The 17,545-nt window shown below is 39.9% G+C and carries 16 protein-coding genes and 1 CRISPR repeat array; of the genes, 13 read left to right on the top strand and 3 right to left on the bottom strand.

Annotated features, from left to right (window positions below; all coding sequences use genetic code 11):
- Positions 1–188 precede the first annotated feature (188 nt).
- The 13 genes from BLT94_RS07955 (at position 189) to cas2 (ending at position 12,943) form a co-directional block, all read left to right on the top strand.
- Positions 189–1,307 carry an ABC transporter substrate-binding protein gene (locus BLT94_RS07955; RefSeq protein ID WP_092232474.1) on the top strand — a complete coding sequence of 373 codons (1,119 nt, stop codon included), beginning with the start codon at positions 189–191 and terminating at the stop codon, positions 1,305–1,307.
- Positions 1,308–1,312: 5 nt separating this feature from the next.
- Positions 1,313–2,338, top strand: a complete 1,026-nt coding sequence (locus BLT94_RS07950) for a FecCD family ABC transporter permease (protein WP_092232472.1) — start codon at positions 1,313–1,315, stop codon at positions 2,336–2,338.
- Entirely contained in the window at positions 2,329–3,129 is an 801-nt protein-coding gene (locus BLT94_RS07945; RefSeq protein ID WP_092232469.1) for an ABC transporter ATP-binding protein, read from the top strand. The genes BLT94_RS07950 and BLT94_RS07945 overlap by 10 nt, the downstream gene beginning before the upstream one ends.
- Position 3,130: 1 nt before the next feature.
- Entirely contained in the window at positions 3,131–3,847 is a 717-nt protein-coding gene (locus BLT94_RS07940; RefSeq protein ID WP_139169003.1) for a hypothetical protein, read from the top strand.
- A gap of 12 nt (positions 3,848–3,859) precedes the next feature.
- On the top strand, positions 3,860–4,651 hold the full coding sequence (locus tag BLT94_RS07935) for a hypothetical protein (RefSeq protein WP_092232463.1): 792 nt from the start codon (positions 3,860–3,862) through the stop codon (positions 4,649–4,651).
- Positions 4,652–4,923: 272 nt separating this feature from the next.
- Positions 4,924–5,502, top strand: a complete 579-nt coding sequence (locus BLT94_RS07930) for a hypothetical protein (RefSeq protein ID WP_092232459.1) — start codon at positions 4,924–4,926, stop codon at positions 5,500–5,502.
- 2 nt (positions 5,503–5,504) lie between these two features.
- Positions 5,505–7,664, top strand: coding sequence for a CRISPR-associated helicase/endonuclease Cas3 (locus BLT94_RS07925; protein ID WP_092232456.1), 2,160 nt, complete (start codon positions 5,505–5,507; stop codon positions 7,662–7,664).
- 13 nt (positions 7,665–7,677) lie between these two features.
- Positions 7,678–9,078: a hypothetical protein gene (locus tag BLT94_RS07920; protein ID WP_092232453.1), complete on the top strand. Its 1,401-nt coding sequence runs from the start codon at positions 7,678–7,680 to the stop codon at positions 9,076–9,078.
- Between the two features lie 38 nt (positions 9,079–9,116).
- Positions 9,117–10,184 (top strand): CRISPR-associated protein Cas7, encoded by a 1,068-nt coding sequence (locus BLT94_RS07915; RefSeq protein ID WP_092232450.1) that lies wholly within the window; start codon positions 9,117–9,119, stop codon positions 10,182–10,184.
- Positions 10,185–10,190: 6 nt separating this feature from the next.
- Positions 10,191–11,042, top strand: coding sequence for a CRISPR-associated endoribonuclease Cas6 (gene cas6, locus BLT94_RS07910; protein WP_092232447.1), 852 nt, complete (start codon positions 10,191–10,193; stop codon positions 11,040–11,042).
- A 35-nt stretch (positions 11,043–11,077) separates the two neighbouring features.
- Entirely contained in the window at positions 11,078–11,572 is a 495-nt protein-coding gene (gene cas4, locus BLT94_RS07905; protein WP_175530302.1) for a CRISPR-associated protein Cas4, read from the top strand.
- 97 nt (positions 11,573–11,669) lie between these two features.
- A complete protein-coding gene (gene cas1b / locus BLT94_RS07900; protein ID WP_014956480.1) occupies positions 11,670–12,659 on the top strand; it encodes a type I-B CRISPR-associated endonuclease Cas1b in 990 nt (329 codons plus the stop codon).
- Positions 12,660–12,661: 2 nt separating this feature from the next.
- Complete coding sequence (cas2, locus tag BLT94_RS07895) at positions 12,662–12,943, top strand: CRISPR-associated endonuclease Cas2 (RefSeq protein WP_014956481.1); 282 nt, start codon at positions 12,662–12,664, stop codon at positions 12,941–12,943.
- 128 nt (positions 12,944–13,071) lie between these two features.
- Positions 13,072–14,283: direct repeats of the CRISPR family, unit length 30 nt; unit sequence CTTTTAATCAGACCAGTGTGGAATTGAAAC.
- Positions 14,284–14,509: 226 nt separating this feature from the next.
- On the opposite strand, the gene BLT94_RS07890 is transcribed toward cas2, so the two are convergent.
- The 3 genes from BLT94_RS07890 to BLT94_RS07880 are packed head-to-tail and all read right to left on the bottom strand — an operon-like array spanning position 14,510 to position 17,544.
- Entirely contained in the window at positions 14,510–15,028 is a 519-nt protein-coding gene (locus tag BLT94_RS07890) for an MmgE/PrpD family protein (protein WP_092232441.1), read from the bottom strand.
- A gap of 18 nt (positions 15,029–15,046) precedes the next feature.
- Positions 15,047–15,850, bottom strand: a complete 804-nt coding sequence (locus BLT94_RS07885; RefSeq protein ID WP_092232438.1) for an MmgE/PrpD family protein — start codon at positions 15,848–15,850, stop codon at positions 15,047–15,049.
- Positions 15,851–15,873: 23 nt separating this feature from the next.
- A complete protein-coding gene (locus BLT94_RS07880) occupies positions 15,874–17,544 on the bottom strand; it encodes a cache domain-containing protein (RefSeq protein ID WP_092232435.1) in 1,671 nt (556 codons plus the stop codon).
- Position 17,545: the final 1 nt, after the last annotated feature.

Below are 17,545 nucleotides of genomic sequence, written 5' to 3'. Positions count from 1 at the left end.
GGATTCAAAAACAACATTTGATTGAATTTTCTCTGATATCAATACCTTTGTAAGCAAATATTGATAAATATATTCTAAGCTGGTGGTTATAAGTTGCCATTGGCAGTTATTGCTGGATGTTTTTTGTTCAATCCTTGACAAGACAAACCAGAAAGCATATTTGAATTTAGCTATAAGTGAGGATAAATATGAGACATAAAAAAACAAGAGATCAAAGAGGGTTTGTATCCTGTATTATTTTATCGGGTATTATTTTATCGGGGGTTGTCCTGCTGCTTATCCCGGGCATTTTGGGGGCTACACAAATAAAGTCCCGCATCATAACAGATATGGCAGGACGAACAGTTTTGATTAAAGATCCGGTTGAGAAAATCGTCACCACGTTCAAGCCAGCAAGTCTTTGTATGCTTTCCCTGGGGCTTGCGCACAAGCTGGTCGGCATTGACACTCATTCCAAACAGGACCGTCTGCAACTATCTGTTTTTCCGGATGTGGCAATGCTTACCGGGGTGGGGTCAAAAACCATGGGCATTAATTTTGAAACCCTGGTCTCTTTGAAACCCGACCTTGTGATTCTCTATTCGCAAAAAGACGGTCTTGCCCTTGCCGACCGTTTGAGTACATTGGGTATTTCTTCCATTGTGATCATGCCGGAAACATTTGACAGTATAAAGAAGTCCCTGCGAGTAATTGCGCTGGCAGCAGGAGAACCGGAAAAAAGCCGGATTATAGAAAGACAGATGGATAAAACTTTAGATTTGTTGTCACAGAGGCTGGCAGGAGTGCCACAAAATCTGAAAAAAACAGGATATTTTGCCTCATCCAAGGGAATTTTCAGTACGACCACCGGCAATATGCTTCAGAATGAAATTTTTAACGCATCCGGTGTTGAAAATGTTTCCAGCCACTTAACCGGATATTTCCAGAATATTTCTCCTGAGCAACTGGTGAAATGGAACCCGGATATCATAGTTTTGTCCCAGCACATGAAAAAGAGCGAGAATCAACGAATTTTTGATAAAGCCCTGCAGAAAGTAACAGCCATATCTCAAAAAAATGTTTACAGGTGCCCGTCAAGTATTGCCCCGTGGGATTTTCCTTCTCCATTGTCGGTGCTGGCAAGCCTCTGGATTGCTAAAAAGGTTTATCCTGAAAGGTTTTCAGACCTTGAGATTGAAAAAAAAGCAGATGAATTTCACCAGGCTGTTTTTGGAAAAACATTAACTCAAATGGGCGGCACCCTCAGTGATACTGTTAATAACGAAACAGATTATCACGTCACAGATCGTAACGACACAGACAATTAAAAAAAATGAAAACTTTTTCTTCATCCAGGCAAGTGATTTATTCGCTGATTTTTATTTTAACGGCTACATTTGCCGTATCCGCTATATCGGGCAGGGTGACAATCAAAATTTGCGATCTGACGGCTATTTTTTCAAACCTGTATAATGGCAGGGATTCGGTGGGAGATTTAATTCCAAAGGAACTTGTTTTTTTATGGATACGCTTGCCCAGATGCATTATGGCCATTCTGGTGGGTTCAAGTCTTGCCGTATCGGGAGCTGTTTACCAGGCGTTGTTCAGAAATCCGCTGGTGTCACCGGATATTCTGGGGGTGTCGGCAGGATGCACCTTTGGTGCGGCCCTGGGGCTTATTCTTCCTTTTGACTCTTTTTCTCTTGTCCATATTCTGTCTTTTGGATTCGGGATTCTGGCGGTTTCCATGAGTGTGGGACTTGCAAAGGTGATTTCCATTAAACCAATGATTGTCCTGGTGCTGGCAGGTATGGTTGTGCTGTCTTTTTTTAATGCCCTGCTCATGGCGATCAAATATTTTTCAGATCCCTATGACGAGCTTCCCAGCATTGTTTTCTGGGTCATGGGCAGTTTAAGCCGGGTGACCTGGGATACTATTCTGGTGATGGCACCTTTTACCCTGGCAGGATTGATCTTGTTCATTGTGCTGAGTTTCAGGCTTAATATTCTTTCCCTGGGGGATGTCCAGGCAAAATCCCTGGGTATGAACCCGTCTTTTTTCAGGATTATTCTGATTACGGCAAGTTCATTCATGGTGGCTGTTTCCGTTGCAACCTGCGGGCAGATATCCTGGATAGGACTTGTGATCCCCCATATGGCAAGATCCTTTGTGGGGCCGGAGCATGAAAAGATGATTCCCGTGACAGCGCTCATGGGCGGTTTATTTCTTTTGATTGCAGATTCTGCCGCAAGAAGTGTCTCTTCTGCTGAAATTCCAGTGGGGATTCTTACCGCACTGACAGGAGCCCCGATTTTCGGTTATTTTATGTTTAAGAACCGGAGTACCGGATGGCTGTAACATTAGAATGCTGCGGCCTCGGTTTTGATTACGGGGATAAAAAGATTTTGAAAGACATTTGCTTTCAGGTGCAATCGGGCACTTTCTGTGCCGTTCTGGGCAGAAACGGTTCCGGCAAAACCACTTTGATTCATTGCCTGAACAGGATACTGACAAAAATTTCAGGCCGGATACTGGTTCATGGAAGACCGTTGATGTCCCTTGCCCAGAACGAGATCGCACAATTGATCAGTCTGGTGCCCCAGGAGCATATTGATGTTTTTCCCTATAAGGTGATTGATGTGGTGGTAATGGGAAGGGCACCTTTTTTAAAGATTGCGGCCAAGCCGGATGAGACGGATTATCAGATTGCCGCAAATGCCCTTAGGGAATTAAACGCCCAGGGGCTGGCCCATAAAAATTTCAACCGGATATCCGGAGGAGAGCGTCAAATTACCCTGCTTGCCCGTGCCCTTGCCCAGACAACAAAGATCATGCTGTTAGATGAGCCAACAAATCACCTTGATTTTAATAACCAGTATCATCTGCTGTCATCCATCAAACAGCTTTGCCGTTCAAAAGGTATCAGTATTGTGGCTTCCATGCATGATCCCAATATGGCAACTTTGTTTGCCGATGATGTGATCATGTTGAAAAACGGTGAAATCATGGTCCAGGGAGATAAAAATTTGGTGATGACAACAAAAAATATTTCAGAACTTTATGGCACAAATACATCTGAGATCCGGCTGAATGCTCAACAAAAAATATTTCTTCCAAGCCATATATTAGAGGATCAGGAAAATGGTTAAAATGATACAGATATTTCCAACCCTTGTCTATTGGATCATGTTCCTGCTGTTTGCAGGAGAACTTGTACTCCTTTTGCTGAAAAAAGATACGATCGCAAAGTGGTTCAGGCACTTGGAGATCTTGACTTGCCTGGCAGGCGTGCTGTTCATTGTATTTGTCACTGGACGGCCTCCGCTTTTCGGACCTTTTGAGGCTTGTGTTTACATCATATTTGTCGTGGTACTGCTGGCAAGAGGGTGCAGAGGAAATGTTTTTTTAGTAAATTCAATTGTTGTTTTGCTGATATTGGCACTTGTGCTGGGAAAGCCCATGGCTGTAAATGATGACTATTATATGTATGACAATATATGGGTGATGCTGTTTTTTGATTTAAGACTTGTGGCAGCCGCCTTTTTTGTTCATGTCATGGTATTGCATCTGACTTGCTTTTTTGAAGGATTCAGGGAAAAGGCGGTCTTGTTAAAACAGGCACGGCATAAAATCCTTGTGGGCGCGCTTGTTTATCTTTGCGGCGAGTGGTCAGGATCAGTCTGGTGCCTGAACTGGTTCGGGGATTCCTGGCAATGGAGCAATGGATTTTTTAAAGCCTCTTTGTTGTTTGTGCTGGTTATGATTGTCTGTCATATGCCTCCGGCTTTTGGAAATAACCGGTTGATACGAACGTTATCTGGGTCGCTTCCCGGGATTTTTGCCCTGTGGATGATATTTTATCATTAGAGGAAAACCATTATGATTCAAAAACTAAGCTCCATAAAATTTGCTTTTTATAATCTTGTTTGCCTGGTTTGCTTTATGGGGGCAGGAGTTTATTTGAGCCGCTGGTATAAAAACGATTTCAAGGTAATGAATGAGACCCTTATTTTTGAATGGCTTAAATCAGCCTGGTCACAAACCCCGGTTCTGGTGGTATGGTTTGCACTGCTGTGTCTGAGTGCTGGTTTGCTTTTTGTGAATACACTTTGCTGCAGTTTTACAAAACAGATCCAGGTGGCCAGAAAATCAGGCAAATTTGAAAAATGGCTGTTTTTTGTGCTTCACTGCCTGTTTATTGTGGTACTGGCATGTCATGGGCTCATCCTTGTGGTTGGTCACAAGCAGGGCAATATCACACTTTTTTCCAATTCAAAAATGCTGTTTCAAAACCAATATCTCATTGAAGTTTCTGATATCGTGTTCAAGGATGATATTAATATTTTAAAAGCCGGTAAACAAGAGCAGCGAATAATGATGACACGGGACAATATTCATCGCAAACAAAATTTTGCCATAATATCGCTTTATCAGGCCTCAACACTTCTGGAAACAAAAAAAGTGATGATGCTGTCGCCGCTTCGGCATGGATCCATCCAGGTTACCTTGACGGACTTTATTGTTAAAAAAGCCGACAACCAGGATCGCGTCGGGGTGAAGCTGACAATAACGGATAACCCTTTGAATATATTCTTTTTTACGATTTACGCCTTGATGATTTTAAGCCTTGGGGGGTATATTATAACAATATCCTGGGGTGGCCGGGACTGATAAATAAATACCTGACGCACCTATATGCATTGGTTTTAAAATCTGATTTTACCTTACAGGCAGCTTTTACTCTAAAATAAATTAATCTCTTGAAGCAATGGATGAAAAGAATATATAAGCTATATATTTCGCATATTGCGAAAAATCAGTGCAAATAGTAAGACAAAATACAGGAATCGGCTATTATATGCACAAATGAATCGGCTATATGCAAAGGTATCGTAATATGCAAAAGTTATCGTAAATGAAAAATAAAAGGATCTTATGCCATTATGTATTTTGTTAATTATACCGGCCCCTTTGGATTCATCAAACCCTGGACAGCAGTCAGGGACAGCGAAACTTTCAGTCAACAGTTCCTGACTCCTTCAATCGTGGCGGGTATGGAAAGGAAGCTGTTTCCCGATCTTTTATCCGAGACTTATGGTCTGTATAAAATTAAACGACACAGATTATCGTATAAACAGATCTCTCATCAGCAGGAACAGATTCAGCCCAGGGGATGGAATAAAAAAAACAACAATTTTTTCAGGAAATACTCGATAATCGTTCGGGGCGTTCTTATCGAACCTGTTTTATATCTTGGGTTTGACAATGAACAAGATGCTGTTCATGCGGCAAAACAGCACATCTGTCTTTGCAGGAATGAAGATATATTATTTCCAGGCAGAAAAATTCTTGAAGTGCCTGAAAAAGAATTTGATACCCAAGAGGATTTTTTCAACGGGTTTGAGTTGGTGTTTGAACAAACAGATCAATCTTTTTTGGTAGGATATAACCGTTTTGATAATAATTCGCCCATGTACGGCTGGCTGAAGGTCGTTGGTAATCCTGTAAAACATATCTGTTGATCATGGATGTCTGTGATCACATAAAAGCCAAGGGCGCTCCTGAGTTTACGACTTTATATGCTCATCTTTGTCATGTTAAATCCGCCATTAAAGTGTTTGCCGGTTATTTGAATTTTGACGTTGAAACTGCAAAACTGGGGGCGGTTTTTCATGATATCGGAAAAGCAAGTCCGATTTTTCAAGAACGGCTTGTATCTAAATATAAAACCGGGCAATCAACATTCCGTCATGAAATTGCGTCCTGTTTTTTTCTCTCGCTGGTTGAAAAAACATATCATCCCCAACTCATTGAAATGATCATCGCCCATCATAAGTCTATTGAAAATGACAAAGGGTTAAAAGGCATTCTTGATCTTGAAGAAAATGAAGATGATATTTTTGAGTTTCATATTGAACACTGGGATGTTTGGAAGCTTGATGCCTTAAAGATTCTCGCAGGTTTTGGAATTAATTCCAGGGACATTGGCTATGACGAAGCAAAGGAAAATTATTTCAAGGTTCTGGAATATTGTGAAAATACAATTATGAATAACGGCTATTCAGAATGGCGCGGTCTTCTGATGTCGGCTGATCATTTTGCATCGGCTTTATCTTCTGCCGCACCCGATTATCTGCCTCATACATTTAAAAAACCCATACTGGAATTTTACAACAGAACGTCCCAACTTTATCCCTTATCCTTAAAAAAAGCCTCATCCAATCGACCCCATACCATGGTGGTGGCGTGTACTGGTATGGGGAAAACCGATTATCTTTTTCGCCGTTGCAGGGGCAGGGTTTTTTATACATTGCCGTTTCAAGCCTCCATCAACGCCATGTTCAAAAGGGTGAAAACAGATTTGATTAAATTGAATCCCAATCTGGATATCCGGGTTCTTCATTCATCTTCCAAAATTTCATCAGGTGCTGAATCCCATGAAGATATGCTTCTTCAAAGGCTTGTGGGGTCGAGCGTAAAGGTGCTTACCCCTTATCAACTGGCGTCAATTATTTTTGCCACCAGGGGATTTGAGTCCATGATTGAAGATTTAAAAGGATGTGATGTTATTCTGGATGAAATTCATACCTATGACAATGTTTCAAAATCAATCGTATTAAAAATAGTTGAGGTGTTGAACCATATTGGCTGCCGGATTCATATCGGCACCGCCACAATGTCCTCTTCCCTGTATAATGAAATTATTGATTTGCTGGGCAGGGATTTTGTGTCTGAAATTTCGCTGGATTCCATTGAACTTGAAAAATTAGACCGCCATATCCTGCATAAGATCGGCTCTTGGGATGATGCCCATGCCGTTATCAAGGAGGCCATCAAGAAAAATAATAAAATTTTGCTTGTTTGTAACCGTGTGGATTCAGCCCAGGAGATGTTTGAAATTGTAAAAGAGGCATTCTCTGACATTCCTTTGCTTCTTATTCACAGCCGGTTTAAACGGGGAGACCGGCGGGATAAGGAAGCCAGTCTATTGGGATTGGACAGCCAGGGAAATACTACCTTTGAATTCAATACCTCTTCAAACGCCTGCATTGTTGTTTCCACCCAGGTGGTTGAGGTCAGTCTGGATATCAGTTTTGATCTGATGATAACCGAAACAGCCCCCATTGATTCCTTGATCCAAAGATTTGGCAGGATTAATAGAAAACGGACACCCGCCACCATCGGCACATATAAACCTGTTTATGTCATAGCTCCGCCAGAGGATGAAAAAGCAGCCCGGCCATATGAGCTTGAAATTTTAAGGAAAAGTTATGCTGTACTGGATCATGATCAAGTTCTACATGAATCGGATTATCAGGAAAAAATCAATTGTGTTTATCCTGATTTGTCTTATACCAGCATTGAAAATCACACTGCCTATAAAGGAAACGGCAGATGGAATGTACCAATGCTCACCCACCGGGATCGGTCCATACTACTTGAACTTCTTGAGGTGGACAGCGTGAACTGTATTGTTGATTCGGATTGCCAAGCCTATGAACAAGCAGGTTTTGAAGACCAGATGATGCTGGAAATTCCAGTGCGATATTATGCAGTAAAAAATTATTTTCAACTCAATTTCGGCAGCAATCCTTTTGTTATCCCGGACTCGGGATACAGCCGGGAAACTGGGTTGGATCTGGCTAAAGCAAACGATAGAAAAGCGGACTTAAATTTTTTATAGAAAAGATTTTATTATGATTTCCATGACTATTGGCCGGACATTTTTGACGGCATTTAACAAAAAGTACAACAAGTCCTATACGTCAAAGCAATTTTTTGAAACAGTATTTTTTGAGCTGTTTTTCAATCATCCAAAATACATGCTTTGGCAAACCAATTCACCTTTTGTGCAGATGAAAAAGGGTCAAAAACCGCATCTTCTGAGAGAAGAAGATAGAATTGAAAAATTAAATAATCTGGCGGAAAAGATAACAACCGGAGACAGGGATGCCAGTATTGCCATTGGTTTTCCTGCATCGGAAACCAATGAATTTGCCACTACCTCGGGGCTTGTAAGTGATATTGATATTCCTGCAGATGAATTCGGGATTTACGATTCCTGGATCGGTGCTGGTCTGGGTATTGGTGTTTCAGGGGGGTATTGCATTTTTTTTAATGATCCTGAAATTCTTTTAACCCTCTATGACGGCTGGCAGGTGTATCGTGGTTTTCTCAATGATAATAGCATTGATAAATTGGCTCCCAATAAAATCAACACCTGGAATGGTCAATGGCTTAATTATTACCATGGAAAAAAATTTAGAAAAGGTTTTGATTTTGGAGTTTTGGATAATATGAAAATGTTCAGCCATGATAAACAAGGAAACATTCTCATAAATACTGTTAAATGGAGTCAACTTTTTTTTAATCTTTCAAGCAAATTTCCAGACCAGACCTTGATGGGCTATCTGTACAGTCTTGGACAAACCAACAAAACCATTGGATTTATCCCTTTTTATTTTCAGCAGGCCAGAAGAATCAAGGACTTTTACGAAATTTTATTTGGAAAAAACAACGCTATCAAAGACAGCAGGGCCTATGAAGAGATGTTTGGCATCCATATCAAAAGGGCCTGTGAATTGGGGGCAATAGGGCTTCATGCCTTGCAGCCCAAAGATCTTAAAACGTATTTTGGTCAGGGCAAAATCCCGAATTTCAAGAAGACGGCGATTCCCGTTTTAAAAAAAGGAGAGTCTGAAGAGGACTTTCAAACAAGGAAACAAAAGGCGTCAAATAAAGAGTATGAAAAAGTAATATTGTTCAGAACCTATAAAACATGGTTGGTTGCTATGCTTACAAAAAACAAGGAAGACATGCTGGATTACACAGAGAAAATTGCCAGGGCACTCCATGAGTATCGTGAAGACGGCCGCAAAACAGATCGAAAAAACCTCATTGAAAAAGAACTGCTCATTGCCGCATCCAGGAAAAAGTTCATAGATGCCCTGGCAGTGGTTGTCAAAGATGTTCAGAGCGAATATCTGGAAATTATCAGGGAGTTGAAAAAAAGGGTGCATTTGATGACTTCCGAGGATTTTGCTTATTTTGTTGTTCTGCTGCGGTTTGATTATGCTTATGAGGAGAGAAATATTTAACCACTTTATAATCAATAGTTAATTTCAGGGAGAAATTTATGAACACCATATATATAAGAACTTTAAAACGGGCGGAACATACTGTGTTCTGTGTGGCCGATGGTCAGAAAACCTACTATGACCCTCAATTTAACCGGTATATCCCATATTCAAGCGGACAGCAGATAAAGCGGTCTTTAATCGATACATTGGCTCGCCAGTTAAACCAATTGCCTGCACCCACAACCTTTATATTTGATGTTACAAAGAAAAAAGAGATCACGGAAGGAGAGGTTTTCGGCACATGTGATCCTTCTCATTTTGATCAATTATTGGGCGGTTGGATGAAAGCTTCCAAGGGGGGAAAGGAAAAAACCATAAAACGAAGAAGCCCGCTTTCCATATCAGCCATGCGGGCTTTGCACCCTTTGCTTGCCGGTATAGACAGGGAAAACATAACCTTTGACCGCAGTGACCGGCCCAATAACACGGTCATTGTCAGGGACCCAAATGGGAAAGAGCTTTGTGAAGATGATATCATAACATTGCTTCAGGATAAGGACAGGAGTTTGATACGAAAATGGATACCGGATAATAAAAGGGCAACAGGATTATTTGTGCAGGATATTGCCATTGATTTAAGGCGGCTTTTTTGTGTTACTCAAAGTGTTTTTGAGCCGGAAATCACAAAGGAAACCGAAGACAGATTAAAAGAATCCGGTTGGCTTGAATCCAACAATATTTTTGGAAACTGCCTTGTTGCACCGCCTGAAACAAGGAACAAACTTATACCGGCCATTGCAAAAGCAATCATCAACTGGCGTATCACCTCAAACCAGTCAAGAACCTTCAGTCTCATGGAGACCCTGGCCGTTTCCATCAGCACCAATGCCAATAAAATCGCCGGCAGTATCAGGGCAAAATTAAGTGAAGAAGATGACAAAAAAGCAATTCCTGTCATTGAAGAGGACCTGGAAGGTGTTGAAACTTTTGTGACCCTTTCTGCAGGGGGGTATTTTCTGACAAAGTCTGAAACTGCGGAAGCCCTGGAAGATGCAGAAAAAAACTTAATAGACAGAATGATGGCCTTTGACTATGAAGACCAGATTATTAAAATAAATGATTAACTTTAAATGATTGCAGGCTTCACTAACCCTGAAGCCTTCCGGAAAGGTATGATTTTGCGTATAAAAATAACAGCAATAACGAATCAACCGGCCTTTTTTCCCTATAATTATCAATATGCAGTTCATTCAGCTTTGTACTCTTTAATTCAAGAATCATCAGCAAACTATTCAAGTTTTTTACATGATAAAGGGTATGTAAAAGATGGCATCAATAAGCTTTTTAAACTATTTACCTTTTCAAAGCTCAACTTTAGTCCTAAAAATAATGGGAATGGCGGTTTTCATAAGGTTTCAAAAATACAATTTGTGTTTTCCACCATCATGGAAAAAAGCATGAGACATTTAATCCTCGGCATATTTTCAAATCAGAAAATGATGTTAAACTTGAGCGGGCAAAGACATTTTTTTGATATTGTAAATGTTGATATTCAGGAAGATTGTCAGTTTACCAATACTGAAAAATTTATTTGTTTGTCGCCCATAACCGTTTCAAGCATAATGATCAAAGAAAAAGGTAAAAGGGTGCAACATTTTTTAAACTATATGGTGCCCGCGGAAAGAGATCATTTTGTTGAAAATTTAAAGAAAAATCTTATTAACAAATATGAAACCATCAATAATATCCCATATGAAAATATGAAATTTCCTTTTCAGTTTCATTTTGAAAACAACTATATCGTAAAAAGAAATGGCAGAATATCAAAATTGATTGAATTTAAAAATAATATTAAAGTCAAAGCCATGGAAGCCCCTTTTTATATAGAGGCAGATCCTGAGTTAATTAAAATCGGGTATGATTGCGGATGGGGTGAAAAAAACAGCGCCGGTTTTGGTTGTGTTGAAAAAGCAGCAAAATAAAATTCATTTTGAACCGGTTTTTAATGGGAGAAAATATGGATAATATTAATTTTACCGGCACACAGATTAATTATTATTTTGTCTGTAAGCGAAAACTCTGGTTGTTTACAAGAGCTATTCGGTTTGAAGATGAAAATGAATATGTGCAGTTGGGAAAACTCATTGATGAAAGCACTTATAAACGCAATAAAAAGCAGATTGAAATCGGCAATATCAAAATTGATTTCATTGATAATAAGGGGGTTATTCATGAAATCAAGAAATCAAACAAGATTGAAAAAGCCCATATTTATCAGCTGAAGTACTATATATATTTTTTAAATAAAATGGGGGTTAAAAACATAATCGGTGAAATAGATTATCCAAAACTGAAGCAAAGACAAAAAGTGATATTGGATGCTGAAGATGAAATGGAATTTAAGGCTATTTTTTCTGATATCCATGAAATCCTTGACAGGAAAAAACCTCCGGCAATAATAAACAAACCGTATTGTAAAAAATGCGCTTATTATGAATTTTGTTTTGTCTAACTGCCATGGGAATACCTGATATTTCATCCGGGTTGCCAATAATAAAAACATTAAAGTCGCTGTTTTGATTTTGAATATTTTTATATAAAGGTGTCATATGAAACAATCCTTATATCTTTTTTCAAATAGTACCATCAAAAGAAAAGACAATTCTTTGATGTTTGAAATTGACGGAGAAAAGAAATACCGTCCTGTTGAATCAATTTGTGACCTTTTTCTTTTCAATGAACATACTCTGAATACAAAATTGCTGAATTTTCTGGGGCAACAAAAAATTCCCGTTCATATTTTTAATTATTACGGATTTTATTCCGGTTCATTTGTCCCAAGAGAGCAATATCTTTCAGGGCATGTCACCATCAGTCAGGCAAAGCATTATCTTGATGATAAAAAAAGAATGGTTTTGGCCTATGAATTATTGAATGCCGCAGCTTCAAATATTATCACCAATTTAACCTATTATAAAAACAGGGAAAGAGATATCGGTGAAAAAATTTTAAAGATAAAAGAGTTAAAAAAATCATTAAAAAATGCGGATTCAATTTCATATTTAATGGGCATAGAAGGAAATATCAGGGATTTGTATTATTCTGCTTTTAATGAAATTGTTCAAAATAAGGTTGAATTTAAAAAACGTATTAAAAGACCGCCGGATAATTTTATAAATTCCCTGATTTCATTTGGTAATTCCCTTGTTTATACAACGGTTCTGTCTGAAATTTATAGAACCCAGCTTGATCCTACCGTGAGTTTTCTTCATGAGCCGGGTTACAGGCGGTACTCCCTTGCCCTTGATATATCGGAAATTTTTAAGCCCATCCTCCTTGATAGAATGATCTTTACCATGATCAACAAAAAGGAATTAACGGAAAAAGATACGGATAAAGACCTTAACTATTGTTATCTGAAAGATCAGGGCCGGATGAAATTTTTAAGAAAATATGATGAAAGGCTGAAAAAGACTATTAAACATAAGAAACTCAATCGCAATGTTTCTTACAAACGGCTTATACGGCTGGAGTGTTATAAAATTGTTAAACATATTCTGGGTGAAGAAAAATATACCGGGTTCAAGATGTGGTGGTAATTATGTATATTATTGCAATGTATGATATAAATACTGAAACAAAGGCGGGTCGGAAAAGATTAAGACATATGTTTAAATTATTGAAAAAATACCTTATCCGTATTCAGAATTCTGTCTTTGAGGGGGAGCTTACCAAAGCTAAATTTGAGAAAATGAAGTATGAAGTCAACGATATTATTGATAGCTCAAAAGATTCGGTTATTTTTTTCAAAAGTCGGGATATCAAATGGATGGACAAAGATATCTGCGGATTTGAAAAAGATGATACGGATAATTTTTTATGAGTGCTTGTCCTTTGACAATTTATAAAAATCCGTCGATCTTCCTATGATTTTACGCTATTGGGGGTTGACGGAAAAAACCGTTTGATTTATTAATACAACCCGTTAATTTTATATTGTTTTTTTGATGGCTTTTAATCAGACCAGTGTGGAATTGAAACGAGGTTACATTCGCAAGGAGAGTGAGAGCGTCCACACTTTTAATCAGACCAGTGTGGAATTGAAACTGGTGAAGGACAGCCCGGTCAGTATCTTAACTGGTGGCTTTTAATCAGACCAGTGTGGAATTGAAACTAACAGGGGAGGAATGGGACAAGCACCCCATGTTGCCTTTTAATCAGACCAGTGTGGAATTGAAACTCCGTTTGCCGTGTTGAGTTCACTCAGAGCCCCGCTTTTAATCAGACCAGTGTGGAATTGAAACTATAGATTAATAACTTCTTTGATGAGAGTGGTTACCTTTTAATCAGACCAGTGTGGAATTGAAACCATAGTCAAAGTTTGAAAGTCTTTCGAACTCTCTTCTTTTAATCAGACCAGTGTGGAATTGAAACACATTTAGGGCCACCCGGTCAGCCAGGGGGAAGCCCTTTTAATCAGACCAGTGTGGAATTGAAACTGGCAGACACACAAGTAACCCCTTGGGACCAGATCAACTTTTAATCAGACCAGTGTGGAATTGAAACTGTGGAATGCTTCACGCCTGAAATGGCGCTGGAAGCTTTTAATCAGACCAGTGTGGAATTGAAACTGGATTGGAAAGCCGTGGCGACTTCAATGAAAATTCTTTTAATCAGACCAGTGTGGAATTGAAACTTGTAAAAACCATAGTGGATATAAAAACTATGGGGACTTTTAATCAGACCAGTGTGGAATTGAAACACATCTGACACCACCATTCAGCGGCCTGACTTAGGCTTTTAATCAGACCAGTGTGGAATTGAAACTACAACAAGCAGAATCAGACAGTAATGAAAAAGCAACTTTTAATCAGACCAGTGTGGAATTGAAACTCGACCGGGGAAAACTGAGCAAGGCCAACCGGCTCCTTTTAATCAGACCAGTGTGGAATTGAAACACATAAGCCTCACCAGCATCGGCATAAACGACTTCGGCTTTTAATCAGACCAGTGTGGAATTGAAACATTAAATGGATTGATTACAACGTCCCTTGCCCAATACTTTTAATCAGACCAGTGTGGAATTGAAACGAGCGTGGAAAGTATAAAGTACACCGACTCAGACGGCTTTTAATCAGACCAGTGTGGAATTGAAACGCCGCAACGACTGCGGAGGATGGTTCGATGACCGCACTTTTAATCAGACCAGTGTGGAATTGAAACACAAGCTGCTTATCAAGCTGGAATCCCTCAATATGACTTTGAGGCAAAAAGGCAGATGGCCTCGAAGTCATATTTAAAAAGTCAATACTGGGCTAAATAATCAATCAGCACCCATGCATCCGCCCCTGTGATCATTGCCACCGGAGGTGCTGCCTTTACCCTGACCGTACATCATTCAAACCGTAACCTGTGGTGTACACTGATTACGGTTTGAGCAGCTCAACGGTCAGGCCTTGGGGTGAACTGTCAATGCCACGATTTCATTCATATCATTGATTTGTTCCAGAGTTTTAATTTTTTTGATCAGGATATCGATTTTTTTTTCGGAAATGGCCATAATGGCTGCATTGCGGTATTTTTCAGCCAGTTCCGCAAAGGTCAGGGGATTGTCCGGATCTCCCTTGGGTTTGGCCAGAAACCGGGCGTATTCAGTGCCGTCTTTCATCAAAATTCGTACTCTGGCACCAAAACCGATTCGCGGGTCAAGTGAGGTGTGGATTTTTTTGCGCAGGGTGACAATTTGCGGGGAGTTGACTTTTTCATCGGTAAATTTAGCCAGAGTGACATTGCCTTCGGCCAGGGCCAGGGCAGCCAGAAACCATACGCTGAATTTGCCTTCCACGCCGATTTTGGGGGCTTTGATGGTTGCGGCTGTTGAGGCCACAGGGCCGATTTCAAGATCAATGCGGTCCACATTTTCAATATCAATATTTTCTTGAGTCCTGATCTCCTCCAGGAGATTCATCGTCGAATGCGTTCAGGCTCATGTGGGGTAAGGTTTTATACTCAACCTGTTAATATGAAATTTTTGACCCAGCTGATCAAGCATGATTGCTTGGTCAGGTGTCTCGGTCAGCACATCAAGCAGTCCCAGTTCCCCTTCAAGCATGTTCTGGGAAGCGGTAAATCCCATGGAAGCCAGTGATGCAGACATTATGCCTTCCATGGAGACTTTGCCGGCATGAAAAGGTTTGCACATGGTTCCAAAGACTTGCCGCAGTCCGCTGGCCTGGGTGCCGCAGATGCCAAAGGCGGTGACCAGTTGATCGGCATTGAGCCCCATGAGTTTGGCCGCGCCGGCAGTGGCTCCGAAGGTACCGGCTGTGGCTGTAGTGTGCCAGCCTCGCTGGTAATGATAGTCTCCCAGGGCTAATCCTATGCGGATGCATACATCAACTCCCAGAACCATGGCGGTGATAAACTCCCTGCCGTTGGTATTTAATTTTTCCGCCATGGCCAGGATCGCTGGTACGCAGGCGGCAGAGGCATGGATGACGGTTTCATCATGATAGTCGTCAAAATCAAGAGCGTGGCCGATCATACCGTTGGCCAGGGCGGCGTTGGCTATATCTGTTTTAAGGGATGAACCAATGACGCTGGCTTCCGGTTTTCCTCCAACGGCCGTAACATACTGCATCATGACTTTGGAGCCCGGGTCAGTGGTGCCGGCTAATGCCACTCCCTGCCAGTCAAGAAAACACTCCTTGGCTTTGGTCACTACAGGTTCAGGAAGGTCTTCAAACCGGGTGGTACATACAAATTGAGCTAATTTTCGGGTAAGTTCCATCGCTATTGTTTCCTTTCATTTTCCTATGGAGTTTCATGTGGCGGATCTTGGTTTCTCAATTGTTTTTTTTTACTTTTAATATACCAGGCATTATGGCCGTAAAGTTTATCAGCACAAGCTGTACACAGGCCATGGGTGAACAATACATCGGAATGGTTTTCAATATAGTCTTCCAACTCATCCCAATCCCCTTTATCATTGCGGATTTTGTTACAATTAGAACAGATAGGGAGTAACCCGCTTAACATTTTAACGTTATCAAGTGCTTTTTGGAGTTCTTTGATCAATTTGTTATGTTTTTCTTCTAACCGTTTTCGTTCCTGAATTTCTTTTGTAAGGTCTTTATTCGTATCTGACAGTGCTTTGGTTCTTATTTCGATCAGATGTTCTAAATTTTGTTGATAGTTTTTTAAATCCAGCAAATTTTTTTTAAGTTCGGATTCCATGAATGCAAATGCATCTGCCAGTTGCTTTATCTCATCATTCCTATCATTTGCTCTGATGGATTTCAGCAATGGATCGTCGTGTAATTTAAAATTACTGTTTGCCAGATTTTTTGAATATTGCGTCAGATCTGCAAGCGGAGACGCTATTTTTGTGCTGATAAAAACAGCAAAAGCAATTCCAATCAGAGAAATTATAAAAATGATGGCAGAGTGTCTGGCAGCAATTGCAGACCCTGGTTTTTTTAATGTGTGGTTATCAACAAAAGCTGCAACATACCAGTCCATGGATTTAAAATAATCTACAAAAGCGCTCTGGGTAATTTGCTCTTGGCTTTTATTAGTATATGGATATTCAACAGGTTGCTTAAAATTACCGGCTGATTCTTTCAAGTAATCTTGAATCAATGGGTTAAGCATTCTTCCTGAAGGCTTTAAATCAATATCTTTTAAATTTGAAGTATGGAGGATAATTTTTCCATGGCTGTTAAAAATGAGAATTCCACCTACGTTGCTCAGGCTTACCTGACCCAGTATTTTGTTTAGCTTTGAAAGGATCTGTTTTTCTTTTGCACAAGAAATTTTTTCAATATAACCCATTTCCAAGGCTGTCCCGATGATCCATTTCCATTGGGGATAATACATGAAAAATCCTATCTGCTTTACCGGTTTCATATCTTCAAGTCTTGGCCACATAAAAACAGTGAATTTTTTTTTTTCGGTTTTTAGACTTTCCCGAACCAGGCGCAATGCATCTCTTTTCTTGAGATCTTCGAATCCGGACCAGTTTTTCCCCACCATGTCTTTGTTTGGATGTGATAACCCATTCAAATTCAAATCATAAACAAAAAAATAGTTGTTCTTCTGATACCGATATTCCTCTAAGTTTTTCAGACACAGTTCTTTAGCTGTTTGTTCGGTTAAAAATCCGGTTTTATGAAGATCATAAAATGAATTGATCATTAACAAAAGGTTTGTGCCTGTGTTTTCCATAAGTAACCGTTGCGTTTTTATGGAATTGATTTCATAAGATAGAAGATCATTGTATTCAGAATCAATGATTCGTATTGTTGACGCAAGTGTTTCTTTGCTCAGTCTATGATAATGAGCGGTTAGTTCCCGTTGATAATTTTTTGTCGTAATAAATGTGAACGCCATTGAAGTGATAACCATAAGGCCGATAATAAGGGTGAGAATCTTTGATCTTATGGTTTTGAGGCGCGTTTTCTTTTTAAATTTTGATAAAAACATT

This window comes from Desulfobacula phenolica (genome assembly GCF_900105645.1).
Taxonomy (GTDB): Bacteria; Desulfobacterota; Desulfobacteria; order Desulfobacterales; family Desulfobacteraceae; genus Desulfobacula; species Desulfobacula toluolica.
The sequence above is the reverse complement of the archived record's forward strand: the minus strand, read 5'-3'. Positions and strand labels throughout refer to the sequence as shown.